Genomic DNA, 24,697 nt, shown 5'->3' with positions numbered 1-24,697 from the left:
AGTCGCGTGCAGGCAGATCCGAGTACGGTACCGGAGTGGTTGGTCCTCGGCGTACTACTCGGTGCCGGCGGGAGCGTACTGGTCGCCGGGTTGTTCGTCGTCGCAGACAGACTCTTCCCCGCCGACCAGCAGGCACGGCAGGTCCGCGACGGCGGCGAGGAGCGCCGGCGCGCGGAGTTACGGGAGTACCTGCAGGCCATCGACGAGCAGTTCGCCGAGAACCACTTCGTCGAGGGCCAGCACGTCGCCTTCTACCTCCCGAAGCGAGACGTGGCCATCACGTTCGACGCCCGGGCGTACTACCGCATCGATCGGTCGCCGACGCGGCCGGTCCTCGTCGAACACGAGATGCCGGGCGTCCATCTGGGGGCGCGCCTCCCCTTCGAGACGCCGGAGGTGTCGCTCGGTCCGGACCCCGAGCAGTCGGCCGACCCCACGCTGCAGGCGTTCGCCGAACTCGGACTCCGGCAGACGGCGACGCTCTCGGAGGTGAAGTCGGCCTACCGCGACCGCGTGAAGGAGGTCCACCCGGACCACGGCGGCGACGAGGAGGAGTTCAAGCGAGTCCGCGAGGCCTACACGATGGCGAAACAGCACGCCTCGTAGTCAGCGCTCCGGGGACGGGTAGTTCCCCCGACCCGTCTCGGTGTGGCCCGACGCGGAGACCCACCTGTCCTGTGGCCCGGTGGCGTTTGCGTGGACGCGGTCGGCGTAGCTGTTGCCCGTCCAGCCACCGGAGAACCACTCGTTGGAGCCCACGACCATGACGCTCGCGTCGACGCGAGCGGTCGCTGGCGCGTCGTAGGAGAGAAACACCGGCGCGTCGTAGGTGAAACAGGCCGTCTCGTCGCGGTAAGGGAGCGAACAGTCGGTGAGCGACCGGGTGACCCCGTCGCCGTAGAACGTCGGTGAAGTGCCGACGGGCGTTCGCGTCTCGATGGGGTAGGTGGCGTCCCGAAGCGCCGACGTCGAGGCGGTGCGGCGCGTCCGCTTCGCGTGGTTCGGGTTCTCCGGGTCGTACTCGGCCTCGGATATCTCCTCTTGCCGGCCGACGCCGTCCGCTTCGACGTAGCGGTAGTACCGCGTCTCGACGGTGAACTCGTCGGTGGTGAGTTCCAGCATGGGACCGTACTCGGTTTCGACGACGCGCGCATCGAACGTCCCGTTCGGTGCGACATCGGTCGCCTCGAACGTGGCGTTGCCGTCGACCTGTGGCAACGGCACGCGGATGGTGACGTTCCGGAGCGTCTCGTCGGCATCGACGCCGACGCTGAGGTCGTAGCTGCTCGAATAGCTGTCCGGGTTCGGGCCGAAGAACGAACAGCCAGCGGTGAGTACGAGGCAGACAATCAGCAACGGCAGGAGGGTGCGACGGGACATGTTTATTCAATTCAGTGTCACGTCAGTTCCCCCGCGGTTCACAAAACCGTTCGGGCGCTCCGGGGCAGTCACCCACCGGCGCTGGCGTCTCGTTCGGCCTCGTACAGGTGGACCATCTCGGCGACGAACCAGAGTTTGAGCGCCATCGACAGCGCCGTCGCGAGCGCCGTCTCCGCGGGGCGACGACGGACGGCCGCGTAGAGCGCGTACAGCGCCGCCACGCCGGTGAGATAGTTCAGGACGGTCGGGTAGCTAGTCGCGTCGTGGTCCCCCTTCGTCCAGAGTCGCTCCCCGTACACCCCCTTCGTCATCCACGCGCTGTCGTCCTCGGGCGGCGCGAACAGGAAGGGGTTGACGGCGACGAACGCGAGCGTCAGCGCGAGGCCGCGCCAGTCCCGCCGGTAGAGACAGGCAATCAAGAGCGGTAGCGTCGGGACGCGGGACCACCCGCTCTTGGGGTTGGCGTGGCGCGCCCAGAAGTAGCGGTCGAGAGCGGAGTCGTCGGTAGGGAGCGAGGACGGGGCCATACCGAACGGTCGGCTGGCCCCACCAAATCCCTACCGACGGTTCAGAGACCCTGACTCATCAGGTGTGAGCGCAAGAGGTCGGCCTCCTTGCTCCCGGCGACCGGGTTGACGAGGACCACGTCCTCGTCCGGCGCGAAGGCGTCGCGGTCGGCGAGCACTCGGACGCCGGCGACGGCCGTCCCGCCGGTCGCCCCCACCTCGGGGCCCATCTCGCACCCGTCGACGGCACCCTGCAACACGTCCTCGTCGGGTACTGCGACCGCCCCGCCGTCGGTCGCCTGCAGGGCCTCGACGGCGGCGGCCCCGGCGGCCGGGTCGGGGATCTCCAGTGGTCCGACGATGGTGTCCGGATGGTCGACCGGCGTCGGGTCGGCGACACCGTCGCGCACCGCGTCGGCGATGGGCGCCGACGACTCCGGCTGGGCCGCGTAGAGTCGGGGGACCGCGTCGACGAGACCGGCCGCCGCGGCGAGCGCGAAACCGCGTTCGAGGCCGACGACCGTCTCGCCGTGGCCGGTCGGATGGACGACGGCGTCGGGCGCGGTCCACGCGCGGTCCGCGAGGAGTTCCAGCGCCAGTGCCATCCCGCCGGCGACGCGGAAGGGGTGGCCGGGCGCGACGGACGTGAACGTCTCGTCGCTGTCCTCGAATGCTGCGACTGCGTCGGGGTACCGGCCCTCGACGACGTACATGTCGCCGCCGTGGACGTTCACCATCGCCTTGTTGAGGAACGGACAGCGCGACGGGACGAACCCCTTCGAGTCGACGGCGGCGCGGGCGGCGTACGCCGCGGCGGCCTGTGCGCCGTTCCCCGGCGAAGGGGTGGCGACTCGCTCGGCCCCCTGCTGGACGGCCGCGGAGACGGCCAGCGCGAGTTTCCGGTCGGCGAGCGACCCGGTCGGGTTGCGACCCTCGTCCTTGACCGCGGCGCTGGCGACGCCGAGTTCGGCGGCCAGCGTCGGCACCGCGACGAGCGGCGTCGCCCCCTCGTCGATGCTGACGGCCGCGTCCGTCGGGAACGGTCGGGCGTCGTCGGCACTCGCCACCTCGTCGGCGTCGTACTCCGGGGCGAGGACGCCGCCGCAGTCGGGACAGCGCGCTTCGTCGGGGTCGGCCGACTCGTCACACGCGGTACAGGAGAGGCCACGGAACGCCGCTGTCGTCTGCATACCCGGCCGTGCGGACGGCATCTACAAGTGTCGTCCGGTCCACTCCAGCATCCTCATGAGCCACGAGTCCGAACGACGGCCCATGACAGACGTGGTCGTCGTCGGCGGGGGCCTCGCGGGACTGGTCGCGGCCCGTCACCTCGCCGAGTCGGGACTGGACGTGACGGTGTTCGAAGCGAGCGACGGCGTGGGTGGGCGGGTCCGGACCGCCCGCGAGGACGGCTACACGTTCGACCGGGGGTTCCAGGTGCTGTTCTCCGCCTATCCCGCGGTCCGGCGCGAACTCGACGTCGAAGCACTCTCGCCGCGACCCTTCACCCCGGGCGCGACCATCGCCCGGCCGAACCACCGGTCGGTGCTGTCGGACCCGCTTCGGAACCCGACGGCCGCGCCGCAGACGCTGTTCAACACGGACGTCCGGACGGCCGACAAACTCCGACTCTTTAGGCTCCAGCGGGAACTGGCGGAGCGGGACCCCGAGACCATCCTCGACGGCCCCGGTGGCGGGCAGACCATCGCCGAGTACCTCGCCGAGAAGGGGTTCTCGAAGCGCTTCGTCGAGCGATTCGCGGCGCCGTTCTACGGCGGCATCACGCTCGACCGCTCGCTGGGCACCGACAGCGCCGTCTTCGAGTACACCTACAAGATGCTCAGCGAGGGCGAGATAGTCGTCCCCGCGGCGGGGATGCAGGCCATGCCCGAGCAGCTGGCCGACCGCGCCGTCTCGGCGGGGGCGACCATCGAGACGAGCCGCGAGGTGCAAGCCGTCGAGGGCACCGACGACGAAGTGGCCGTCGAGGTGGGCGGCGAGACGGTGACGGCGGACGGGGCCGTCGTCGCGACGGACCCGGCGACGGCCACGGAGTTGACCCGGGTCGACGCCATCCCGACGGACACGCTCGGCTGTGTCACCCAGTACTTCTCGCTCCCGACGAGTAAGGCCCCCGACATGGGCAAGCGCATCGTCCTCAACGCGGCCGACGACCGCCCGAATACTGTCGCGCCGATGTCGGCCGTCGCCCCCGAGTACGCCCCCGAGGGGATGGAACTATACAGCGCGACGTTCCTCGGCGTCCCGGACGGCGACGACGCGGCGCTGGCGGCGGACGTTCGAGAAACGCTGGCGTCGTGGTACCCCGCGGCTGGATTCGACGCGCTCGAACACCGCCGGACCGACCACGTCCCCCTCGCGCAGTTCGCCCAGCCACCGGGGTTTCGGGCGGACCTGCCCGCCCCGGACGCCCCCGACGGGGACGTCGTGCTGGCCGGCGACTACACCCGCTGGTCCTCGATACAGGGCGCGTTGGAGAGCGGGAAAATCGCGGCGGAGCTACTGTTCTAACGCGGTCTGTCAGAACCGTCGCGGCGGGCCTACGCTGCGGGTCCGCCGCTACTCGTGTTTCCCTCGTGACCCCCCTCGTCTTCGAGGAGGACCGCCGAGACGTACTTTATCGTCGCGAAGTACAGCAACAGCAAGCAGAGCAGCGTTATCGCGATAAGCGCGAGCGCGGCACCAGTCTGAACCATATCCGTGCGTCCACCGCGGTAGCCCAAATACCTACCGTTATACGCTCCGATTCCGCGCGTCACCGCGCCGTTCGAGGGCGTCTCCCGCCGGCCGACGCCTCGTCACAGCATCCGTCGGAACTCCCCCAGCGGCGGGAACGACCGGGTCTGGCGGGCGCTCTCGTCCCAGACGATCGGTTCCAGTCGGTCGACGTCGGTGAGAAGCGGCGACTGGAAATCGGCGGCCGACAGCTCGTTGACGACGACGCCAGCGTTGAGGCGGTTGAACGAGGGGAGCATCACCACGTCGCTGCCCTCGTACTGCCCCGTCCCGACCAGATAGCACGGGCGGCGCTGACCCTCGATGACGATGGTCGGGTGGTCGTGGCCGACGACGTAGCGGTCGGCGTCGCTCTCGGGGGCCTCGTGGCCGTGCAGGACGACGGTGTCGCCGATTCGGTACTCTCGCTCAACCGGCCCGTCCCACACCGAGTCCAACATCGTGTCGTGGTTCCCCGGCGTGACGACGAGGCGAGCACCACCGTCGCGGCACGCGGCCTTCAGGCCCGCCACGGTGTCCTCGACGGTTCGTGGGACCGTCCGGAAGGAGTGGAGCAAGTCCCCGGCGACGACGGCCGTCTCGGGGTCGTGTCGCTCGACCAGCGAGCGGAATCGCTCGACGACGTCGGTTCCAGACCCGACCGGAAACTCCAGATTCCCCCCGGTGCCTCGGCCCACGTGGAGGTCGGCGACGACGAGTGTGTCGTCGACGACCAGCGCTCGGTCGTCGTATCGTCCGTCCATTGGGTCGGCATCGGGGCTACGCGCACATATCGCTGGCGTCCGCAGGACAGAGGTATTTTTAGCCGTGCCATCTACGGACCACTATGGTCGACGTCCTCGAGAACAAACGGGCCGCGACGCGCTTTCGCATCCTCGTGGAGATAGCGGAGCGCCAACCCGCGGTCAGTCAAGGCGAGATAGCTGAGGCCGTCGGAGTGACGAGTCAGGCGGTCAGCGAGTACATCCGCGACCTCGTCGACGAGGGCCTCGTCGAGAAGGAGGGGCGCTCGCGCTATCGGGTCACGAAGGAGGGCGTCGACTGGGTGTTCCAGTCGGCCACCGACATGCGGCGGTTCGTCGACCACGTCACCGACGACGTCCTCGGGAGCGTTCAGGAGGACGCCGCGATAGCCGAGGCCGACTTGGCGGAAGGCCAGACCGTCTCGCTATCGCTCTCAGAAGGCCTGCTCCACGCCGCGCCCGGTGACGACGGCGGGGCGACGGGCGTGACGACGACGAGCGCCGAGGCCGGGTCGGTCGTCGGCGTCACCGGATTCGAGGGCGTCATCGACCTCGAACCCGGCCACGTCAGCGTGTTGCAGGTCCCGCCGGTCCGGTCGGGTGCCGCCACGGACACGGCCGACATCGCCTCGGCCTGCGAGAACGTGTCTATCGTCACGGCGGCGGGCGTCGAGGCCGTCGCCGCCCTCCGCGAGGCCGGCGTCGAACCGACGACGTACTTCGCGGCGGGCGAGGTGGCCGCCGACGCCGCCTCTCGCGGGATGGACGCCGTCGTCGTCGCGACACAGGACACGGTCGGGCGTGTCACCGACGCCCTGCGGGACGCGAGCGTCGGCTACGACGTCACACAGTGAACCCTTTTCCCGCCGAGAGTCGTCTGGTCCGGTATGAGCAACGACGACGACAGTTCCGACGACGTGACGGACGCGGTCCAGACGTTCCTCGGCGAGGCCGACGCGGCCTACGAGGAGTACGACAAGGGGTACACCGACGCCGACGCCATCCTCCGCCGTCTGGAGACGGCGATAGAGTCGCTACGCGACGCGACCAGTGACGACGGCGAGTGACCGGCCGGTGGGTTCGCCACCGGGGCCAACAGTATTGTAGTCTCGGCATCATGTCGGAGTATGACCGACGTGGTCGTGGTCGACGGCGCGCGCACAGCACACGGCAGTCTCCTCGGCGCCCTCTCCGAGAAGTCGGCGACGGACCTCGGACGAGCGGCCGTCGAGGGCGTCCTTGACCGTACCGGCGTCGACGACGGCCTCGTCGACTGGGTGTGTCTGGGCAACGCCGTACAGGCCGGCGTCGGGCAGGTGCCGGCCAGACAGGTCGTCGTCGACTCGCCGCTACCCGATCGGTGCCCGGCGACGACGACAAACGAGGCCTCCGGGTCCGGACTCCGAGCCATCGCGAACGCCGTCGACCGCATCGACGCCGGCCGGGCGTCGGCCTGTCTCGCCGGCGGGATGGAGTCGATGTCGAACGCGCCCTATCTCGTCCGCGAGATGCGCGGCGGCCGCCGATACGGCGACACCACGCTGGTCGACGCGATGATTCACGACGCCCTGTGGGACGCGAACTACGACGCGCACATGGGGACGCTCACCGACCGCATCGCCGAGCGCTTCGACGTCACCCGCGAGCGACAGGACGAGTACGCCCGGCGGAGCAACCACCGCGCCGGCGAGGCTATCGCCGAGGGCCACTTCGAGAAGGAGATGGTCCCGGTCGAAGTCGGGGACCACCTCGTCACTGAGGACGAGGGGCCGCGGCCAGAGACGACGATGGACGACCTCGACAGACTGCCCCCAGCGTTCGGCGAGGATGGGACCATCACTGCGGGCAACGCCTCGAAACTCTCGGACGGCGCGGGAGCGGTCCTCTTGGCCGACGCCGAGACGGTCGACGACGCCGGCCTCGGCCCGATGGCCCACGTCGAGGACTACGCCGTCGCCTACCGCGACCCCGGGGAGTTCTCGCTGGCGGTCTGTGACGCCGTCTCGAAGCTGCTCGACCGGAACGACCTCTCGGTCGACGACGTGGACCACTTCGAACTCAACGAGGCGTTCGCCGCCCAGATGGTGTACGTCGCCGACGAACTCGGGATACCCCCGGAGACGCACAATCCGCTGGGCGGCGCGGTGGCGCTGGGCCACCCCATCGGCGCCAGCGGCGGCATCCTCACGACGACGCTCGCCTACGCGATGGAACGGGAGGACCACGACAGAGGCGTGGTTGGGATGAGCGTCGGCGGCGGGGGCGCTATCGCGATGTCGTTGGTTCGGTAGGACCGCCCGGCGGCGACGCGAGGAAGTCGGCGGCGGGGGCGCTATCGCGATGTCGTTGGTTCGGTAGCATCGCCCGGCGGCGACGCGAGGAAGTCGGCGGCGGGGGCGCTATCGCGATGTCGTTGGTTCGGTAGGACCGCCCGGCGACCGGCGAATCGCTCAAACCGCCGTCGAAGCCTCCCCAAAGACTTCACCCCGACCAGACTATCGCTCGGACACGGATGCCATCGACCCGACGGACGCTCCTCTACGGACTCGCGCTGGTGGGACTCGTCCTCGCCGCAGGCGTCGTCTCGGCGACGGTAGCCGAGCGACGTGCGCTGGCGGCCGAGACGGCGTACGTCGAGGGACACCTCGAATCCGCCGACTGCCTCTCCGACTGGGGGACCAACGAGGGGGCGGGACCGTCACGGGACGCCCGCATCACGCGAGTCAGTTCCGACGGCGTCTACGTCCGCGTGACGCTCCCGTACGCCTACACCGTCGGTACCGGCGACGACCGAGTGTTCGCCGACACGGCGTCGGAGGCCGTCTATCGGGTCACGCCCACGGATGCGCACCGCGTAAGCGGCGACGACGTGACGGTCTGCTGATGATCGGGACAGCGGCTCGGCGAATCGGGAAGAATTATCGGCCACCGGCCGAAGGGAACGAACATGACCGAATTCTCCAGCCGCGTCGAACAGGTATCCATCTCCGGAATCCGCGAGGTGTTCGAGGCCGCCGGCGAGGACGCCATCAACCTCGGCCTCGGGCAACCGGACTTCCCGACGCCGGACCACGCTCGCGAGGCCGCCGTCGACGCCATCCGCTCGGGCAAGGTCGACGCCTACACGTCGAACAAGGGGACACTCGAACTCCGCGAGGCCATCGCCGAGAAACACGACCGGGACAACGACTTAGCCGTCGACCCGGAGGACGTCATCGCCACTTCCGGCGGGAGCGAGGCCCTGCACATCGCCTTGGAGGCCCACGTCGACGCGGGCGACGAAGTCGTCTTCCCCGACCCCGGGTTCGTCTCCTACGACGCGCTGACCCACCTCGCGGGTGGGACGCCCAAACCGGTGGGTCTGCGCGAGGACCTGACGATGGACCCCGCGACGGTCGAGGACGCCATCACCGAGGACACCGCGGCGTTCGTCGTCAACTCGCCGGCCAACCCGACCGGCGCCGTCCAGTCGCCCGAGGACATGCGCGAGTTCGCCCGCATCGCGAGCGAGCACGACGTGCTCTGCATCTCCGACGAGGTGTACGAACACCAGGTGTTCGAGGGTGAACACCGCTCCCCGGCGGAGTTCGACGAGACGGGCAACGTCGTCGTCGTCAACGCCTGCTCGAAGGCCTACTCGATGACCGGGTGGCGCCTCGGCTGGGTCACCGGGTCGAACGAGCGCATCGAGCGGATGCTCCGGGTCCACCAGTACGCACAGGCCTGTGCCTCCGCGCCGGCCCAGTACGCCGCCGAAGCGGCACTCACCGGCCCACAGGACCCCGTGGTCGAGATGCGCGAGGCTTTCGAGGCCCGCCGCGACGTCCTGCTAGAGGGGTTCGAAGAGATGGGGCTGGAGTGTCCCACGCCGAAGGGCGCGTTCTACGCGATGCCGAAGGTACCCGAGGGCTGGGTCGAGGAAGTCATCGACCGCGGCGTCGTCGTCGTTCCGGGCGACGCTTTCGGCGAGAACGGTGACGGCTACGCCCGCATCTCCTATGCGACGGACATGGAGACGCTGAAAGAGGCCATCGACATCATGGCGGAGGCGACGGCCGCGATTCGCGAGTAGTCCGAATTTGGGACAGTCTCGGAAGAGAGTTGTAAGAACGGTTTTGGCCGTGGCTAGCGTCCCTCCGCCCGAACTTGCCGTGGTCCACGCACACGACAGCGACCGGCGGGGCGTCGACGGGCGGGCCGCCGAGAGACAGACCTTTGAGACAGGCACGAACAGTCAGGACACGAGAGGGATGGAGAAAGCGCTCTGGTACCTGCTGACGGCGACGCGCGGCGGTGCCAACAGGGCGCGCATCATCGACGCCCTCACGGAGCGACCGATGAACGCCAACGAACTCGCCGACGAACTCGACGTGGGCTATAAGACGATACGCCACCACATGGAGCAACTCGAAGAGCACGACGTCGTCGAGTCCGGCGACGAGGACTACGCCAAACTGTACTTCCTCACGGACCGGTTCGACCAGTACCGGGACACCTTCGAGGACATCGTGGAGCAGATGGACAGATGAGCGACAGCACAGACGGACGGCACCCGGGGGCGAGAGACTGATGGCGATGGGGACGCTCATCACCGCCGCGGCGGTGCTCGCGGGTATCAACGTCCTCCTGCTGATACCCCTGCTCGGCGTCTGGGTGCGCAACTACGCTACCTTCCGGACCGGACTGGTCGCGGGGCTGGTGGCCTTTGCCCTCGCGATGCTCGTCGAGAACGCCGTCGCCCTGTACTTTTTCTTCTCGATGCAGAGCTTCTACGCCGGCGACCCCCACGTCCAGCAGGCCGTCCTCGTGTTGCGAGCGCTCCAGTTCGTCGCCATCGCCGGCCTGAGTTACACGACGTTACGGTAGCCGTCGTCTATCGCAGTAGCCGAAGGGTCGATACGGGTCGGACACGTACAGTTTTCCGATGGACCACCTCGCACCGTCGAACGTCCCCGTCTACGCGACGCGCGACGAGCAACAGGCACTCTGGGAACGCTGTGCGAACCGCGGGCACCCCGTCGTCGCCGTCCGAGAGGCGACGCGTGGCTACATCGTCCGCTACGACCTCCAGCACCTCGACCAGCAACTATCGCCGGCCACGCTCCAGCGGTTGCGCGACCGGGTTCGCTCCCGTCGTCCGTATCCCACGGGTACCGACCCCATCTCCGAGGCGGAGGGCGTCGGCGGCGAGGCCGGGCCGGTCTCCGGTGAACTCCACACCGCAAGCGAAGACGCGGGTCGAGAACTCGCCTCCCACATCGCCTCGTTCGTGCTGGACCGCGACAACTGGCAGTAACGCACCTCGCGACGGGAGCGCACGAGACTTTTTGACACGCCGGTCCCTGTATCGCGGTATGGCAGTCGCCCGACACGAGTCCGGACCCGTCGCGGCGGGCAGAGCCCTCGCCTCGCAGATTCACCCGGTGTTCATGCTCCCGCCGCTGGCGACGTCGCTGTTCGGCGCGTTACTCGCGGGCGAAGTCACCATCGCCGTCGCCGCGCTCCACGCCGCGGCGATGTTCTTCGCCGTCTACACCGCTCACGTCAAGGACGGCTACGTCGACTTCCACGTCCGCGGCGAGGACGACGACCACCCGCTTACGGTCGGCGGGTGTCGCGGCGCACTCGTCGCTGCCGGACTCGGCTTTCTGACCTGCACGGTCGGCCTGTGGCTGGTCGTCGGTCCGGGCACGGCCCTCCTGACGCTCCCGACGTGGGTCATCGGCTACACGCACGCACCGCAACTGGACCTCAACCCCGTGGGGGCGACGATGGGGTATCCGACCGGTATCGCGCTGGCGCTGCTCGGGGGCTACTACGCGCAGGCCTCGGCGCTCAGTCCGCGGGTGCTGGGGCTCGCAGCTGTCTTTCTCGTGTTGCTCACCGGCATCAAGATAATCGACGACGAGCAGGACTACGACTACGACCGCTCCATCGAGAAGCGGACCGTCGCCGTGGTGGTAGGACCGCAGCGAGCGCGGCAACTGGCCCGCACCCTGCTCGTGGCGGCGATGCTCGGCGTCGTCGCCCTCGCGTTCACGCTGCCCGGGGTCCCACCGAGTGCGGCCGGTGCGGCCGCCGCGTTCGGGGTGGTCGCCGCCGTCGCCCACCGCGCGGAGTCGGAACTGGCGACGAAACTGCTGATTCGGGGGTCGTACCTCTTTCTGGCAGTGCTCGTGGCCGCGGTGTGGTTCCGGCCGCTCGCTTAGTTCTCGCTGATTATCTTGACGACCGCCCCTTCTTCGAGTTCCGTCTCGTCGCTGATGCGGCGGTTCTCCCTGGCGTCGACGGCGTGGGTGTAGCCGTCGCCGATGTCCGAGTGGACGGCGTAAGCGAGGTCCTTCGGCGTCGACCCGCGGGGGAGCAGGTGTGCGTCGGGGAGGACGTTCCCCTGTCCGTCGGTCCACTTCGTGTCGTTCTGGACCGGGTAGGCCGTGATGTGATCGAGCAGGTCGTAGACGGCGGCGTCCATCGCCTGCTGGACGCCGGTGCCGCCGTACTCGGCCATGACCTCGCGGATACGGTTTAACCCCTGTCGCTGCTGGTCGCTCACGTCGCCCAGAATCTCGAAGTCCGAATCCCCGGGGTCGTAGTCGACGACGCCCGCCTCCGCGGCCTTCCTGAGTGCGAGTTCGCCGTCGGCCGTCGCCGGAACGACTAGCTCTGCGGCCTTCCGCAGGCGTTCGACGTTGTCCTCGGGCGCGACGTCGGCCTTGTTGGCGACGACCACGATGGGTTTCGTCCGCTGGCGTATCTCTCTGGCCAGCGCCTCCCGGTGGTCGTCGGTCCACGCGATGGGGTCCTCGGGATAGTCGAGTTCACGCAGCGTGCGGGCCACGTCGAGTTCGCTCGCGCCGACGCCGGCGAGCAAGTCCAGGAGGGCCTCGTCGAGGTCGAAGTCGGGCGAGCGCGACTGGCGCTCGACGGACTCCCAGTTGCGGTCGACGATGCTGGCCAGCCAGAGGTCCATCTCCGTCTCGACGAAGTCGACGTCCTCGACCGGGTCGTGTTCGCCCACTTCGACGGGTTCGCCCTCCTCGTTCGTGCCGCCGGAGGCGTCGACGACGTTCAGAATGACGTCGGCGTTCGTGAGTTCGTCGAGGAACTGGTTGCCGAGGCCCCGGCCCTCGTGGGCGCCGGGGACGAGGCCGGCGACGTCGATGAGTTCGACCGGGACGTAGCGTTTGCCGTCCCGGCAGTCGTCGTCGCCACAGCGCTCCTCGCGGTCGAGACAGGGACACTCGGTCCGGACGTGGCTCACGCCGCGGTTGGCGTCGATGGTCGTGAACGGGTAGTTCCCGACGTCCACGTCGGCCATCGTCGCCGCTTTGTAGAAGGTAGACTTCCCGGCGTTGGGTTTGCCAGCGAGTGCGATAGAGAGCATGCTACCCCCTACCAGAGAAGGCGGAAAGGGGGTTTCGGTTCCGTCGGTCAAAGGTGAGTCGTACCCTCCCCGACCGTTATGCCCCCGGCGAGAGCACGGTAAGTATGCGCACGGACGTCCACCGCTCCGGGCCGCGCCGCCCGCTACGCGGACTGGTTCCCGCCCTCGCGGTCGTCACCGCCCTCGTCTACGTCGCCGAGTTCGTCATTCCGGTCGCCGCGTATCCCACGTGGCTCTACGTCGGTCCGTTGACGCTCCCGACGGTCGCACTGTCACCGACCGCGCTTGCGGTCGCGGTGCTCGTGAACCGTGGCCGGCGCTTCCGGGCCGGTCCCTTCGGCGTCGGCGACGCCGCTATCGTCGTTCTCGCCGCACTGACCCTCCTCGCCGGCGTCTACGCCGTCGCGGACCTGAACCTCTCCTCCGGCGGGGTCTTCTTCTCGGGCGTCTGGGTCGTCGTGGTCGGCGCGGTGCTGACGGCCGCCGTCCTCGTCGGGGCCGGGCGCTCGCTTCTCCGCGGCGGCGCCACTCCGGAGTGAGTCGGTCGACCGTCCAAAAGGCGTCTCCGTTCAGTCGGTGGCCTCGGCCGCGTCCTCGTGGTCGTCGGCGTCCGCTCCGTCGACCGCCTTCTCGTCGTCATCGTCTGTCTCCATCTGCTCCGAGGGCGCTGACTCGTCTCCGTCGGCCGCGTCCACCGCGTCCGCCGCGTCCGCCGTCTCGCCGTCCTCGTCCGCGCCGTCACGTTCGAGTTCCTCGGCCATCTCGGCCATCGCGGCGGCGGACTCGTCGGGCCGGTCGAGCACTTCGTCGGTGTGCATCCGCGTCCCGTCGCGGGCGCGAATCTTCCCGTCGACGGTGGCGTTCTCGTGGAGTTCGACGGTCTTCGCGGAGATGTCGCCCCAGACCTTCGTGCCGGGACCGACCCGGACGTCGCCGTTGCGGGTCGTCACGTCGCCTTTGATTTCGGTTCCCTTCCCGACCACCACGTCCTCCCGGGCGCGGAGACTGCCGAAGACGACGTTGTCGCGGCCCACTTCCATGGATTCGGCGCGGATGTTGCCGTGGAGGCGGCAGTCGTCGCCGATGGTCGCCGGTGTGGAGACGCGCCACGCGTCGTCGGAGACGCTCGCGCCACGCGGGACGAGTATCGGGTCGTGGTCGTCCGCGTCGTCGCCGAGCATCTCGTCGACGAGGCTCTGTGCGGCCTCGTCCTCGCCGATGCGCAGGAGTTGCGAGAGGTAGACGAACAGGAAGACGATGGTCGGCATCGGGTTGCGGATGACTATCCAGCCGTTGGCCTCGAACCCGTTCTCGATGTCGACGTCGTCGCCGATGTCTAAGTCGCCGGCGACGCGCAACTCGCCGCCGATGTGGACGCGTTCGCCGATGTAGGCGTCCTCGCCGACGAGGACGTTGTCCTCGACGTCACACCACATGTCGAGGCGGCAGTCGCCCTCGGCCTCGATGTGGCCGCCGAAACGGACTCGCTCGTCGGCGATGACCGACCGGCCGCGGACGCCGAACTCGACCGTACTCTGCCCACCGATGATGACGTCGCCGTCGGTGACGAGGTCGTGTTCCTCGACGGTGGTCCCGTCGGGAATCGCGAGTTCGGAGAGCGGGTCAGAGCCGATTGGCACACCACCTAACGCGTTTTCGACGGTCTTAAAGCCTGAGGGCGCGCACGACGCGCGTCTGACTGTCGTCTGACGGTCGTGTGTGATTGATTGGCGAGCACCCCGCGAGAGACTACACTTTTATTCTGAACGGCCGTATCTACCGTCATGACTGTTCTCTCGTTCGACGAGCAAGGCGTCGACGTCGTCTACGACGGCACCGAGTTCCGGTTGGAGAAAGAACTCATCGAGGACGCCATCGATAAGTCCTACCCCGACGTCACCGACCACGAAGTGCTCCAGATCGTCGAACCCGACCCGTCGCTCTCCGGAGAGCCACAGCGAATCGCCGAGATCGTCGACTGACCCGCACGCCATAGTGCGATACCCACGAAGGTCATATATCTCTCGTGGGAACCAAACTGAAATCTGACATAAGTGTCGCAGTCTTGCGTTCTCGGGCGGGCGAAATCGTGGCAAAACCCCACACAGTCGGCAGGCATTTAAGAATGCGGGGCCCACTGTGTGGTAATGTCAGACCCACGAGTCGCAGGGGCCGGTGTCACGAAATTCGGGAAACACCCCGAACGCACGGGTCGCGACCTGTTCGCCGAGGCGGGCCTGGAAGCGCTCGACGCCGCCGGCGTCGCCCCGGACGACGTCGATGCGCTCTACTACGGCAACTTCATGGGCGAACTCGCCGAGCATCAGGGCCATCAGGGGCCGCTGATGGCCGAGGCTATCGGCGTCGACGCGCCGGCGACCCGGTTCGAGGCCGCCTGTGCGTCCGCCGGTGCCGCGGTCCGGTCCGCCGTCAGGGACCTCCGCAACGGCGAGGCCGAGGTGGTCGTCGTCGGCGGCGCCGAGCGGATGACCAACATCGGCACCGCCGCGGCGACCGACGCCCTCGCCATCGCCGCCGACGACCTCTACGAGGTCCGCGCGGGGATGACCTTCCCCGGGGCGTACGCGCTGATGGCGCGGTCGTACTTCGACCAGTACGGCGGCTCTCGGGAAGATTTGGCCCACATCGCCGTGAAGAACCACGAGCACGCGCTGGTCAACGAGCACGCCCAGATACAGAAGGAGATCACCGTCGAGGACGCCATCGAGGCACCGACCATCGCCAGTCCGCTCGGTCTGTACGACTCCTGCCCCATCACGGACGGGGCCGCAGCGGCCGTGTTGACCACGGCCGAGTACGCCGCCGACCACGACATCGATGCCCCCGTCGCCATCACCGGCACCGGACAGGGCGGCGACAACCTCGCGTTACAGGACCGGCCACACCTCGCACAGACGCCCGCCGCTGACAAGGCCGCCGAGGAGGCGTACGGGGACGCTGGCATCGGCCCAGAGGACGTCGACGTCGCCGAGGTCCACGACTGCTTCACCATCGCCGAGGTGCTGGCCATCGAGTCGCTGGGCCTCTACGAACGCGGCGAGGGTATCCACGCGGCGACGAACGGCGAGACGGACCGCCACGGCGAGATGCCGGTGAACCTCTCGGGCGGTTTGAAGGCGAAGGGCCACCCGGTCGGTGCGACCGGCGTCGCCCAGTTGGCGACCGTCGCGTGGGTCTTAGACGGGACGCACCCGCGGGCGGACGCCGTCCCCGACGGCACCGTCGGCGTCGCACACAACGCCGGCGGCACCGTCGCGTCTACCACGGTCCACGTACTGGAGGTGAAAGCGTGACCGAACCCGCCCCCGACGGCCAGTACGACGAGTGGCTAGACGCCATCGAAGCGGACGGCGGGTACTACGTCGAGTGTGCGAACGGCCACGGCTGGCTGCCACCCCGTCGCGTCTGTCCCGAGTGTGGGTCCAGAGAACTGCGCGACGAACCGCTGCCCGACAGCGGCGACATCGTGACCCACACGACCATCACCGTCGCCACGCCGCAGTTCGAGGACGACGCCCCCTACGTCACCGCTATCGCCGACTTCGGTCCGGTGTCGGTGACGGGACTGGTCCGCGGGGTCGACCCCGAAGACGTCGAGATGGGAGCGGTCGTCGGCATCGAAGTCGGCGAACGGGAGACGACCGGCGACCGGGCCGTCGTCTTCCGGCCGCGTTAACCCTCGTTCTCGATGCGAATCTCCGCCGTCCGACCCCGGACCACGTCGACGAACTCGGCGGGGTGTTCGACGTGCGGGAGCAACAGCGAGTCGCCGAAGACGACCAGCGTCGCGTCGGCCCGTTCGGCCAGATCGCGCCCGTCGTCGAGCGGTGAAATGTCGGCGTCCTCGCCCCAGACCAGCGTTATCGGGACGTCGAGGTCCGCCAGCACGTCGCCGAGGTCCTCCTCCGGGTCCAAAAAGCCGGAGAGGAACGACGCCGGGGCGAACCGCGCGCCCTGCTGGTGGCCGCTCTGCCACTCGTAGTCGACGACTTCGTCGGTGAGGTTGGCCATGTCGTAGTAGCCGTGGTCGTCGTGGAAGTGGCGGATGGAGGCCTTCGAGACGACGAGGTTGAACAGCGCCTGTCCGATGACCGGCGACCGGAGCAGCGACCGGACCCAGACGTTCCGGTTGCCCATCGAGGAGTCCGTCGGGCAGACGAGGACGAGTTCGGCCACGTCGACGTCGCGGGCGGCGATAGCGGCATACGAGCCCGAAAGCGAGGAGGCGACGACGGTGGCGTCGTCGGTCTCGGCTTCGAGGAAGTCACGGACGAACGTGGTCAGGAGCGACGCCGAGTACAGCAGCGGCGGCCGATCCGAGTGGCCGTACCCCGGCAGGTCCGGCGCGAGGACGTGGTACTCCTCGGACAACCGCTCGAAGATAGCGTGGAACTCGTGGCTGGAAGCCGCCGCGTTGATGCCGTGCAGGAGGACCAGATCGGGGTCGTCCGGATCCCCGGCCTCCGTGTAGGCGACGTCGAAGCCACGCCAGCGGTAGGTCCGCTGGTCGCCCGGCAACAGCGGTTCGAACTCGTCGGCACGCGACTGGAGGACGCGATTGAGGAGTGCCGTCGTCCCGACCGCACCGACGGCGACACCCAGTGCCTTTCGGAGCTTCATACCCCGGTATACGGGCCGGACCCTGTTTATACGTGGTGGGGAGGGGTCGAAACGGCCCGGACGGTGGATGGGATGTTATAAGGGAACCCCGGAACAATCCCCGTCTGCCGCGCGCTGACGGGGCGTCGTCATCCGCGTGGTTTCCCTTCGCCCCTCACGGGGCGTTCTCGGCGTCGAGACACTCACGGAGCGGCGCGAGAACCTCGTCGACGACGGTGTAGGGGTCCGTCTCGCGAGCCATGACGGCGTCGACGGCCGACTCGATGCCGCCGTGGCGGTCGAGTTCGCCGGACACCAGTTCGTTTGCGTCCTCGCGCAACAGCGTCCGTATCTCCGCGGCGAACCGGTCACGGGCCTGTTGCTCTCGCTTGCCGGTCCGGTCGAGGTAGTCCGCGTGGTCCTCCAGCACCGAGATGAACGCCTCGACGCCCTCGCTCCGGTTCGCCACCGTCTCGACGATGGGCGGGTCCCACCGCTCGTCGGCCGCGTCGCCCTCGGTGTCAGGCCCTATCGCGCTCTCGTCCGTGGCCGCCATCGCACCGTGGTGGCCCGCCCCACCGCCCCGGCCCTGTAACATCTCTCGTAACTGCTGGACCGTGCGGTCGGCGCCGTCTAAGTCGGCCTTGTTGACGACGAACACGTCGCCGATTTCGAGGATGCCTGCCTTCAGCATCTGGACGTCGTCGCCGCTCCCCGGCGGGACGAGGACGGCCACCGTGTCGGCGGTCCGGACGATGTCGACCTCGTTCTGGCCGGCGCCGACCGTCTCGACGATTATCACGTCCTTCCCGAAGGCGTCTAGCGCGGTGACGGCGTCCGTCGTCGCCGTCGATAGCCCGCCGAGCGACCCGCGGGCCGACATCGACCGGAAGAACACGTCCATGTCACCGGCGTTCGAGGCCATGCGGATGCGGTCGCCCAGCACTGCCCCGCCGGAGTACGGCGAGGACGGGTCGATGGCGATGACGCCGACCGTGAGGCCGCGGTCGCGGTACTCGGCGGCCACCTTGTCGACCAGCGTGGACTTGCCGGCGCCGGGACTGCCCGTGACGCCGACGACGTCGGCGTGGCCGGTGTGCTGGTGTAACTCCGAGACGGTTTCCCGGTAGCCCGGCGAGCGGTTCTCTATCTTCGTGATGACTCGCGCCAGTGCGCTGTGTTTGCCCGCTAGCAGGTCCGCGACGAGGTCGCTCATCGATCGGGTGCGTGTTCGCGGATGTACGAGATCATCTCCTCCATCGACGCGCCGGGTCCGAATATCTCGTCGACGCCCAGCCCGCGGAGGTCGGCCTTGTCGTCGTCGGGGACGATGCCGCCGACGAGGACGAGACGGTCGTCGAAGGCGTCGTACTCTTTGAGGCCGTCGAGAATCTTCGGGACCAGCGTCTTGTGTGCCCCCGAGAGGATGGAGATGCCGACGACGTCTACGTCCTCCTGGACCGCGGCCTGCACGACTTCGTCGGGGGACCGGTGCAGACCGGAGTAGATGACTTCGAACCCGGCGTCGCGGAGTGCTCGTGCGATGACGTGGGCCCCTCGGTCGTGGCCGTCGAGGCCGACTTTCGCGACCAGACACCGGATGGTACGCTCGCCCTGCTCCTGCTCGACACTCATGCCACCTGCTACCACGGCGTGCGGTTTGACTCTTGCCCCCGCCCCACGGGGAAAACGAAGACTGGGGTACCCAGCGGACTACGCGGGGAAGACCAGATACGGCGCGACAAACAGCAGGAGAAACAGGAACAGCAAGACGAGGCCGTAGCCCGCGAGCGTTCCGGCGGCGGTCAGCCACGCGGGGTGGTCGAAGTGGTCGAGTGTCGTCGACATACCGACGTCGTCGGCCTCGCGTGCTATAGTGGTTCGGGCGAAACGCGGTGGACCGCGGTCAGTCCAGCCCGCGCTCTCGGATGCCGCTCCGAATCGTCTCGGCCCGCTTCCTGACGCGGTTGGCGTAGCGCTGGACCTTCTCCGGTTTCTCACCGTAGAAGGACGCCACCCAGTGGACGTCGACGTCGGATTGGGTGAGGAAGTACGCGACCAGCGTGTCGCGACCGGCCTGAATGATCGCCGGCGGGACGCCGCGCTCGCCGGTTCCGGCCTCCTCGAAGCCGTTGACGTCGAAGTAGACGTCGGCGTACAGCGCCGCCGTCTCCTCGTCTTCGAACTCGATACCGCAGTGCTCTGGCGCGTCGAACCGATACCGAGTCTCGCCGGCCGCGGTCTCGTACTCGACGATTCGCACGTCGAGGACGTACTCGCGGTAGAGAGACGCCGTGTCGGTCGTCGCCGGATCGTGAGTCTGGGACATTGAGTGGAGAGGGTGGGCTAATCGAGCCCGAGAGGTCGCGTGTTAGTTCTGCTCCGGCCGACAGACGCCGGGGCCCTTCCCGGGCTTGTCGTCGGACTCTCCCGGCGGTATCGAGGTGACCTGCCCGGTTCGCCCTTCGACGTCGAGCGCGTTACCGCCCTCGTCCGCGAGGGAATCGACGGTGACCGACAGTTCCGTCTGTCCCTTGCTCTGGCCGGTGAGTTCGAGCGTCGCCAGCGTGACGTCCATCGCACCGGCCTGTACGGTACCGACCGGGTCGCGTACGCTGATGGTCGCCGTGGTACCGTCGCCGCTGACGGTCGCCTCGGCGGCGTCGAGGCCCTCTGGCACCGAGACGCCGGTGATGTCGGCCACCCGAGCGTCCTCGACGGAGACGGTCATCTCGGCGGCGGTGAAACCGTCGGGGAGCGAGGACGCCGTCACGGCCGCCTCGGCCGTCGACTTGATGGCCGTCTCGACGGACGCCACGTCCACGACGAGGTTCGGTTCGTAGACGTACAGGCAGTCGTTGGGGTACGAGCGCGCCGGGCCGCCGAACCCGTCCTCACAGCACAGCACTCGGCCGTCGTCCATCACGTAGAGGTTGTCGATGTTGCGGAGGGCGCCGTCGGCGTCCGCGGGCGCGTCGGTGAAGTCCGGACCGACGATGACCGGTTCGAGCGTCGAGACGTTGTAGTCCGGTTCGAGTTCGGCGCGGTAGACGACACCGCCGTCGACGCGGTCGAGCTGGATGTCGCCCTGCTCGTTCGCGAGGTCGTCGTTGAACGACGAGATGCCGAAGTAGACGAAGTCGCCGGGACCGGCGCCGTCGATGCTGTCGACGCCCTCGGCCTTGTTGAACTCGATGGAAGCCCCGATTTCCTTCGCGGCGGCACGGGTTTCGAGGAACGGAATCTTCCGGAGGTCCTCGTCCACCTTGTCGGGTCCTTTCGACTCGTACTGCTCGGCCCACTCGACGATCTCCTCGTTGGTGACGTAGTTCTGGTTGCCGTTCTCGACGACCGCACGGTCGGCCTCTTCGATGGCTGCGTCGAGGTCAGACTCCCAGTCGGTCTCTGCGTGCGTTTCGAGGTAGTCGACCTGCGTGATGTCGTCGTACTCGGCGATCCACGACTCGATCTCGCGATTGCTCGCGTGACCGAGTTCCAGCCACTCGATTTCGAGCGGCGTGTCGGCCGGCGAGTTGCGGGTGCCCGCCTCGGCGGCGTTGGCAGCGTCGTTCGTAATCTTCGGGGCATAGAGCGTCCCCTCGACGTCCATCGGGTCGTCGTAGCTCGGAATCGGCTCGTCGGCGACGAACTTGTAGATGCCCTTGCTGTCGCCGTCGGAACAGCCGTAGACGGTCTGCTCGTCGGCCTGAATGTTCGGCGACTCCCACGCGGCCCGCCCCATCACGTAGTACTTGATCGGCTGTGGGGTCTCGGCCGTCGGCTCTCGAATGTCGACGTGGTACCCGTAGCGGTACGGGTTCGGGTAGGTGTCACCGATGGGGTCCATCGTGCTGCCGTACACGCCCTGATCCACCTGCTCGGCGCCCAGATAGTACGCGAGGAACTCGACGCCTTTCATCGCCCAGGAGCCCTGTACGTACCACGACTCGTCGCCGTAGTACTCGTCGACGGCGCTCTGGATGCCGGCCGGGTTCGGGCGGTTCCAGAACTGACACGCGCCGAGCAGGCCCTTGCCGGTGCCGGCCTCGACGACGTCGCCGACCGTCGTGGTCAGGGAGACGCGTACGTGAGCGTAGTTCTCCTCGGAGGAGATCATCGTGTTCCACGGGCTCCGGTCGCCGTAGCAGTTGATTCGGGTCCCGCCGAGTTCCCGGAACGGGTCGGTGTTTGCGAGGTTGATGGCGTTCTCCAGATCGGCCTCCCACTCGCCGTCCTCGGTCTTGCTGAGCGGAATCCGCGAGACGTTGCCGGGACTGTTCTCCCAGTTGGTGAACAGGTACCCCTCGGTCCCGTCGTCGTTCGACGGGACGAACTGGTTGCAGTCGGGGTTCGTGCCGGCCGCCCCGTACTGACTGCCGTCGAAGTTGTCCCACGAGATGTCGGTGCCGTCGGGCGTCTGTGTGACCCCGAGACGCTCTGTGCCGCCGTTTATCTCGTCGCGGCCCTGACCGAACAGCGTGTACTCGCCGTCGGCGGCGCGAATCTGCCGCTGTTCCGTATCGGACTGTGGCGTCGACAGTTCGTCGAAGTCGTCGTTGTCCCCGTCGAGTTCGAACTGGAACCCGCTGAAGTATCCGACTCCGGCCGTGTCGAACGGCGGTTGGTTGTCCTCCGATGGGTGCTGGAGGCTGTACAGCAGCGACCCGTCCTCGAAGACGAACGGGCCGGTGACCTCGGCACCGAACGCCGTCGAGGAGAACCGCTTCAGTGACCCCTTCACGCTGGGTGCGCCGGGAGTGTTCGTCTCGGCGACTTCTTCACCACTCGCGACCCCGGCGACACTTGCCCCCAGTGCCGCAGCGACCGTACTAGAAATCAGTGTCCGTCGAGTTAGATCGACCATGCACGTGTCCGCTGGCCATCGGAGGTAAGAATCGTTTATATGACTGCAGTATATGGCTATGGCCGACACGTAGACGAACGTACCTGAATAGTCAGTGCTACCGAGCGAAAACCGCCAGCCTACGACGGAGTCGGGAGGTACACGGCCCTGATGCGACCGGGTACTGGCGGGACACTCACAGGGCACATCTCGCAGAAGGGCACCTCGTATCGGTCGACTACATCCCCATGTCGGCGGCCGCCTCGGGGACCGGCAGCGCGTTCGGCGAGGTCCCGAGCAACTCGGCGGCGTGGTCCAAGGCCATATCGAACCCGTAGTAGCGTTCGAGTTCGTCGCCGTCGGCGCTGGGCCTGACCTTCAGCATCGCGTACCCCTCGACGTTCTGGGCGATGGCGGCCGTGCGGCCGTCCGCCTCGAACGTGAGCAGTCGCTCCGTCTCGGTCTCTCGATAGCGGGCGGTGATATCGTCGGCCGTCGCTTCCGTCGGGTCCTCGGTGTCTGCCATCGGTTCGACGTTCGGACCACACCCAATGAAATCTGTCGGTGTACGGCAGGTGGAAGACTTATGTCCGCGACTGCGCTGATTCCGGACATCGTGACGCCGACAGTCCGCGAGGCGCTCGCTCGTCGGTTTGCCATCGACCGCCGGGCTCTCGCCGCGTTTCGTATCTCGCTTGCGTTCGTGGTCCTCGTCGACCTCACACGCCGCTTGCCGGACCTCGTCGCCTTCTACACCGACGCCGGCGTCCTCCCTCGGTCGGTGTTGGGCACGCTCTACCCCGGGTGGGACGTCATCTCGTTACACGCGCTCTCGGGGGCCGCGTGGGTACAGGGACTCCTGTGTCTCGCCGCCGCCGTCGCTGCGCTATCGCTGCTCGTCGGCTATCGGACCCGACTCGCGACGTTCGTCTCGCTCGTCCTCCTCGTCTCGATACAGGTCCGGAACCCGTTCGTGCTCAACAGCGGGGACGTACTCTTGCGCCGACTGCTGTTCTGGGGCCTGTTCCTTCCTCTCGGAAGCCGCTGGGCCGCCGACGCCACCGAGGGGGCGGCCGACGACCACAGCGTCGTCGGTCCCGCCACGGTCGGGTTGCTGGCACAGATTGTCGTCGTCTACGCCACAAACGCCGTCGTCAAACTCAGAGCCGACGTGTGGCTTCGGGGCGACGCGGTCCGCTACGTCTTCCAACTGGACCACTTCACCGTCCTGCTCGGTGACGTCGTCGCCGGGTGGGCACCGCTCCTGACGCTCGTCGACTGGCTCTGGGTCGGGATGTTGCTGACCTCGCCCTTGCTCGTCGTCCTGACCGGGTGGCGTCGGGCGGCGCTGGTCGGCGCGTTCGTCGGCGCCCACCTCGGGATGGTGCTGACGCTCTCTATCGGCGTGTTCCCGCTGGTCTCGGCGACGGGGTTGCTCGCGCTGTTCCCGAGCGTCGTCTGGGACCGCGCCGCGGACCGCCTCCGGCCGCTGGCGTCGCTCTCGGCAGTCGGTTCGGGACGGACGCCGCTGGCCGACCGCGTTCCAGCGCTCTCTCGCATCGCCCGCGCGCTCGCGGCCTGCTGTCTGGCCGTGATTCTGGTGACGAACGCCGTCGGACTCGGCGTCGTCGCCGCGCCGGCGGGCACGCCGGACCGACTGACGGACCGCTCGTGGGACATGTTCGCGCCGTCGCCGCCGCTGGCGACGTGGTGGTACGAAGCCCCCGCGAACCTGACCAGCGGCGAGCGCGTCGACGCACTCACCGGGGAGCCCTACGACCGCTCGCGCCCGACCGAGGCCGCGTCGCGGTACCCGAACGAGCGCTGGCGGAAGTTCCTCGACGACGCCCGTACCGAACCCAGACTCCGCCGCTCGCTGGCGACGTTCCTCTGTGAGCGGTGGAACCGGACCCACGACGACGGGATGACGGCGGTGAGCCTGTGGGTGGCGACGGAGCGGACGGACCTCGACGGTCCAGAGACGGTCGAGCGTGAGCGGTTGGGGCGGTATCGCTGTGGCGCCGTCCGGACCGGTCGGTGACCGCCGTGACCGGCGCGAAGTCGAAACACCCGAAGGGGTGCCCGACGTGCGTCCGGCCATGGCGAAGTGGTTCCAGAGCGGGCGGCGGCGGGACATGTGCGTCATCCTCGCCGGGGCCGAGGACGGCGAACTGACGGGCCAACGGCTCAAGACGCGCCTCGAACGGCGGTACGACGCGCGCATCGAACCGAAGAGCTTCTACGGGGCGCTGGAGGCGATGGCGGACGCCGGGTTCGTCCAACACCGCACCGACGGCATCGCCGACAAGTACTCGCTCACCGAGGGCGGCGAGCGTCGCCTGCGCGAGCACTACGCGTGGATGGGCGAGAATCTCGGAGACGCGGACGGCGAACAGTAACTCATACTGGTGGCTGTAACAAACTGAAGTGATTCGCCACCCCGGGGTGGCGAATATCGTTACGA

General features: G+C 68.2%; 31 protein-coding genes. 17 read left to right on the top strand and 14 right to left on the bottom strand.

The features are described from left to right. The first annotated feature begins 6 nt into the window (after positions 1–6). Positions 7–606 carry a J domain-containing protein gene (locus tag IEY28_RS02310; RefSeq protein WP_188994175.1) on the top strand — a complete coding sequence of 200 codons (600 nt, stop codon included), beginning with the start codon at positions 7–9 and terminating at the stop codon, positions 604–606. Here the strand turns inward: IEY28_RS02310 and IEY28_RS02305 are convergent, their stop codons facing one another. The 3 genes from IEY28_RS02305 to IEY28_RS02295 all read right to left on the bottom strand — a co-directional run bounded on the left by IEY28_RS02305 (position 607) and on the right by IEY28_RS02295 (position 3,076). Then, positions 607–1,380: a hypothetical protein gene (locus tag IEY28_RS02305; RefSeq protein ID WP_188994173.1), complete on the bottom strand. Its 774-nt coding sequence runs from the start codon at positions 1,378–1,380 to the stop codon at positions 607–609. A 68-nt stretch (positions 1,381–1,448) separates the two neighbouring features. Beyond that, positions 1,449–1,907, bottom strand: coding sequence for a DUF6653 family protein (locus IEY28_RS02300; RefSeq protein ID WP_188994171.1), 459 nt, complete (start codon positions 1,905–1,907; stop codon positions 1,449–1,451). Between the two features lie 41 nt (positions 1,908–1,948). Next, complete coding sequence (locus IEY28_RS02295; RefSeq protein ID WP_188994169.1) at positions 1,949–3,076, bottom strand: threonine synthase; 1,128 nt, start codon at positions 3,074–3,076, stop codon at positions 1,949–1,951. Between the two features lie 82 nt (positions 3,077–3,158). Here IEY28_RS02295 and IEY28_RS02290 point away from each other — a divergent pair, with 82 nt between their 5' ends. After that, positions 3,159–4,418, top strand: a complete 1,260-nt coding sequence (locus IEY28_RS02290) for an NAD(P)/FAD-dependent oxidoreductase (RefSeq protein ID WP_188994167.1) — start codon at positions 3,159–3,161, stop codon at positions 4,416–4,418. 29 nt (positions 4,419–4,447) lie between these two features. Here IEY28_RS02290 and IEY28_RS02285 read toward each other — a convergent pair whose 3' ends face one another. Next, complete coding sequence (locus tag IEY28_RS02285; protein ID WP_188994164.1) at positions 4,448–4,603, bottom strand: hypothetical protein; 156 nt, start codon at positions 4,601–4,603, stop codon at positions 4,448–4,450. A gap of 102 nt (positions 4,604–4,705) precedes the next feature. Further along, positions 4,706–5,386, bottom strand: coding sequence for a metallophosphoesterase (locus IEY28_RS02280; protein ID WP_188994162.1), 681 nt, complete (start codon positions 5,384–5,386; stop codon positions 4,706–4,708). Between the two features lie 83 nt (positions 5,387–5,469). Here IEY28_RS02280 and IEY28_RS02275 point away from each other — a divergent pair, with 83 nt between their 5' ends. The 9 genes from IEY28_RS02275 (at position 5,470) to IEY28_RS02235 (ending at position 11,595) form a co-directional block, all read left to right on the top strand. Further along, a complete protein-coding gene (locus IEY28_RS02275) occupies positions 5,470–6,240 on the top strand; it encodes a DUF7839 domain-containing protein (RefSeq protein WP_166969181.1) in 771 nt (256 codons plus the stop codon). A 33-nt stretch (positions 6,241–6,273) separates the two neighbouring features. After that, positions 6,274–6,453, top strand: a complete 180-nt coding sequence (locus IEY28_RS02270; RefSeq protein ID WP_188994160.1) for a hypothetical protein — start codon at positions 6,274–6,276, stop codon at positions 6,451–6,453. 60 nt (positions 6,454–6,513) lie between these two features. Beyond that, positions 6,514–7,677: a thiolase family protein gene (locus tag IEY28_RS02265; protein ID WP_188994158.1), complete on the top strand. Its 1,164-nt coding sequence runs from the start codon at positions 6,514–6,516 to the stop codon at positions 7,675–7,677. Positions 7,678–7,898: 221 nt separating this feature from the next. Next, positions 7,899–8,270 (top strand): hypothetical protein, encoded by a 372-nt coding sequence (locus tag IEY28_RS02260; RefSeq protein WP_188994156.1) that lies wholly within the window; start codon positions 7,899–7,901, stop codon positions 8,268–8,270. 63 nt (positions 8,271–8,333) lie between these two features. Next, complete coding sequence (locus tag IEY28_RS02255; RefSeq protein ID WP_188994154.1) at positions 8,334–9,458, top strand: pyridoxal phosphate-dependent aminotransferase; 1,125 nt, start codon at positions 8,334–8,336, stop codon at positions 9,456–9,458. 178 nt (positions 9,459–9,636) lie between these two features. Further along, the gene (locus IEY28_RS02250) at positions 9,637–9,915 is read left to right on the top strand and encodes an ArsR/SmtB family transcription factor (RefSeq protein ID WP_166972989.1); all 279 of its coding nucleotides are present in this window, start codon (positions 9,637–9,639) and stop codon (positions 9,913–9,915) included. 40 nt (positions 9,916–9,955) lie between these two features. Further along, positions 9,956–10,252 carry a DUF8036 family membrane protein gene (locus tag IEY28_RS02245; protein WP_166969173.1) on the top strand — a complete coding sequence of 99 codons (297 nt, stop codon included), beginning with the start codon at positions 9,956–9,958 and terminating at the stop codon, positions 10,250–10,252. A gap of 58 nt (positions 10,253–10,310) precedes the next feature. Beyond that, positions 10,311–10,682 carry a hypothetical protein gene (locus IEY28_RS02240; RefSeq protein ID WP_188994152.1) on the top strand — a complete coding sequence of 124 codons (372 nt, stop codon included), beginning with the start codon at positions 10,311–10,313 and terminating at the stop codon, positions 10,680–10,682. 58 nt (positions 10,683–10,740) lie between these two features. Next, positions 10,741–11,595 (top strand): UbiA family prenyltransferase, encoded by an 855-nt coding sequence (locus tag IEY28_RS02235; protein WP_188994150.1) that lies wholly within the window; start codon positions 10,741–10,743, stop codon positions 11,593–11,595. Here the strand turns inward: IEY28_RS02235 and IEY28_RS02230 are convergent. After that, complete coding sequence (locus tag IEY28_RS02230) at positions 11,592–12,770, bottom strand: redox-regulated ATPase YchF (RefSeq protein WP_188994147.1); 1,179 nt, start codon at positions 12,768–12,770, stop codon at positions 11,592–11,594. The two genes, IEY28_RS02235 and IEY28_RS02230, sit on opposite strands and share 4 nt — an antisense overlap. A 104-nt stretch (positions 12,771–12,874) precedes the next feature. On the opposite strand from IEY28_RS02230, the gene IEY28_RS02225 reads away from it, so the two are divergent. Further along, complete coding sequence (locus IEY28_RS02225; protein WP_188994145.1) at positions 12,875–13,309, top strand: hypothetical protein; 435 nt, start codon at positions 12,875–12,877, stop codon at positions 13,307–13,309. Positions 13,310–13,339: 30 nt separating this feature from the next. Here IEY28_RS02225 and IEY28_RS02220 read toward each other — a convergent pair whose 3' ends face one another. Beyond that, positions 13,340–14,410, bottom strand: coding sequence for a polymer-forming cytoskeletal protein (locus tag IEY28_RS02220; RefSeq protein ID WP_188994143.1), 1,071 nt, complete (start codon positions 14,408–14,410; stop codon positions 13,340–13,342). A 144-nt stretch (positions 14,411–14,554) separates the two neighbouring features. Here IEY28_RS02220 and IEY28_RS02215 point away from each other — a divergent pair, with 144 nt between their 5' ends. The 3 genes from IEY28_RS02215 to IEY28_RS02205 all read left to right on the top strand — a co-directional run bounded on the left by IEY28_RS02215 (position 14,555) and on the right by IEY28_RS02205 (position 16,467). Then, on the top strand, positions 14,555–14,752 hold the full coding sequence (locus IEY28_RS02215) for a DUF5800 family protein (protein WP_166969163.1): 198 nt from the start codon (positions 14,555–14,557) through the stop codon (positions 14,750–14,752). A gap of 165 nt (positions 14,753–14,917) precedes the next feature. Then, the gene (locus IEY28_RS02210) at positions 14,918–16,084 is read left to right on the top strand and encodes a thiolase C-terminal domain-containing protein (protein WP_188994141.1); all 1,167 of its coding nucleotides are present in this window, start codon (positions 14,918–14,920) and stop codon (positions 16,082–16,084) included. Next, on the top strand, positions 16,081–16,467 hold the full coding sequence (locus tag IEY28_RS02205) for a Zn-ribbon domain-containing OB-fold protein (protein ID WP_188994139.1): 387 nt from the start codon (positions 16,081–16,083) through the stop codon (positions 16,465–16,467). Before IEY28_RS02210 ends, IEY28_RS02205 begins: the two co-directional genes overlap by 4 nt. Here IEY28_RS02205 and IEY28_RS02200 read toward each other — a convergent pair. From IEY28_RS02200 to IEY28_RS02175, 7 genes are all read right to left on the bottom strand, one after another. Beyond that, positions 16,464–17,411: an alpha/beta fold hydrolase gene (locus IEY28_RS02200; RefSeq protein ID WP_188994136.1), complete on the bottom strand. Its 948-nt coding sequence runs from the start codon at positions 17,409–17,411 to the stop codon at positions 16,464–16,466. The genes IEY28_RS02205 and IEY28_RS02200 overlap by 4 nt on opposite strands. Positions 17,412–17,565: 154 nt before the next feature. Next, entirely contained in the window at positions 17,566–18,606 is a 1,041-nt protein-coding gene (gene meaB / locus IEY28_RS02195) for a methylmalonyl Co-A mutase-associated GTPase MeaB (RefSeq protein WP_188994134.1), read from the bottom strand. After that, positions 18,603–19,025 (bottom strand): cobalamin B12-binding domain-containing protein, encoded by a 423-nt coding sequence (locus tag IEY28_RS02190; RefSeq protein ID WP_188994132.1) that lies wholly within the window; start codon positions 19,023–19,025, stop codon positions 18,603–18,605. The genes meaB and IEY28_RS02190 overlap by 4 nt, the downstream gene beginning before the upstream one ends. Before the next feature lie 78 nt (positions 19,026–19,103). Beyond that, a complete protein-coding gene (locus tag IEY28_RS20735; RefSeq protein ID WP_268239415.1) occupies positions 19,104–19,238 on the bottom strand; it encodes a hypothetical protein in 135 nt (44 codons plus the stop codon). 58 nt (positions 19,239–19,296) lie between these two features. Continuing rightward, positions 19,297–19,719, bottom strand: coding sequence for a hypothetical protein (locus IEY28_RS02185; protein WP_188994130.1), 423 nt, complete (start codon positions 19,717–19,719; stop codon positions 19,297–19,299). 42 nt (positions 19,720–19,761) lie between these two features. Continuing rightward, complete coding sequence (locus IEY28_RS02180; RefSeq protein ID WP_188994128.1) at positions 19,762–22,254, bottom strand: alkaline phosphatase PhoX; 2,493 nt, start codon at positions 22,252–22,254, stop codon at positions 19,762–19,764. A 217-nt stretch (positions 22,255–22,471) separates the two neighbouring features. Beyond that, positions 22,472–22,759, bottom strand: coding sequence for a DUF7111 family protein (locus IEY28_RS02175; protein WP_166969146.1), 288 nt, complete (start codon positions 22,757–22,759; stop codon positions 22,472–22,474). Between the two features lie 60 nt (positions 22,760–22,819). Here IEY28_RS02175 and IEY28_RS02170 point away from each other — a divergent pair, with 60 nt between their 5' ends. After that, positions 22,820–24,274, top strand: coding sequence for an HTTM domain-containing protein (locus IEY28_RS02170; protein WP_188994126.1), 1,455 nt, complete (start codon positions 22,820–22,822; stop codon positions 24,272–24,274). A 58-nt stretch (positions 24,275–24,332) separates the two neighbouring features. Beyond that, positions 24,333–24,632 carry a helix-turn-helix transcriptional regulator gene (locus IEY28_RS02165; RefSeq protein ID WP_188994124.1) on the top strand — a complete coding sequence of 100 codons (300 nt, stop codon included), beginning with the start codon at positions 24,333–24,335 and terminating at the stop codon, positions 24,630–24,632. The last annotated feature ends 65 nt before the right edge of the window (positions 24,633–24,697 follow it).

Source organism: Haloarcula pellucida (assembly GCF_014647235.1).
Taxonomy (GTDB): Archaea; Halobacteriota; Halobacteria; order Halobacteriales; family Haloarculaceae; genus Haloarcula; species Haloarcula pellucida.
This window is presented reverse-complemented; position numbering and strand designations above follow the sequence as displayed.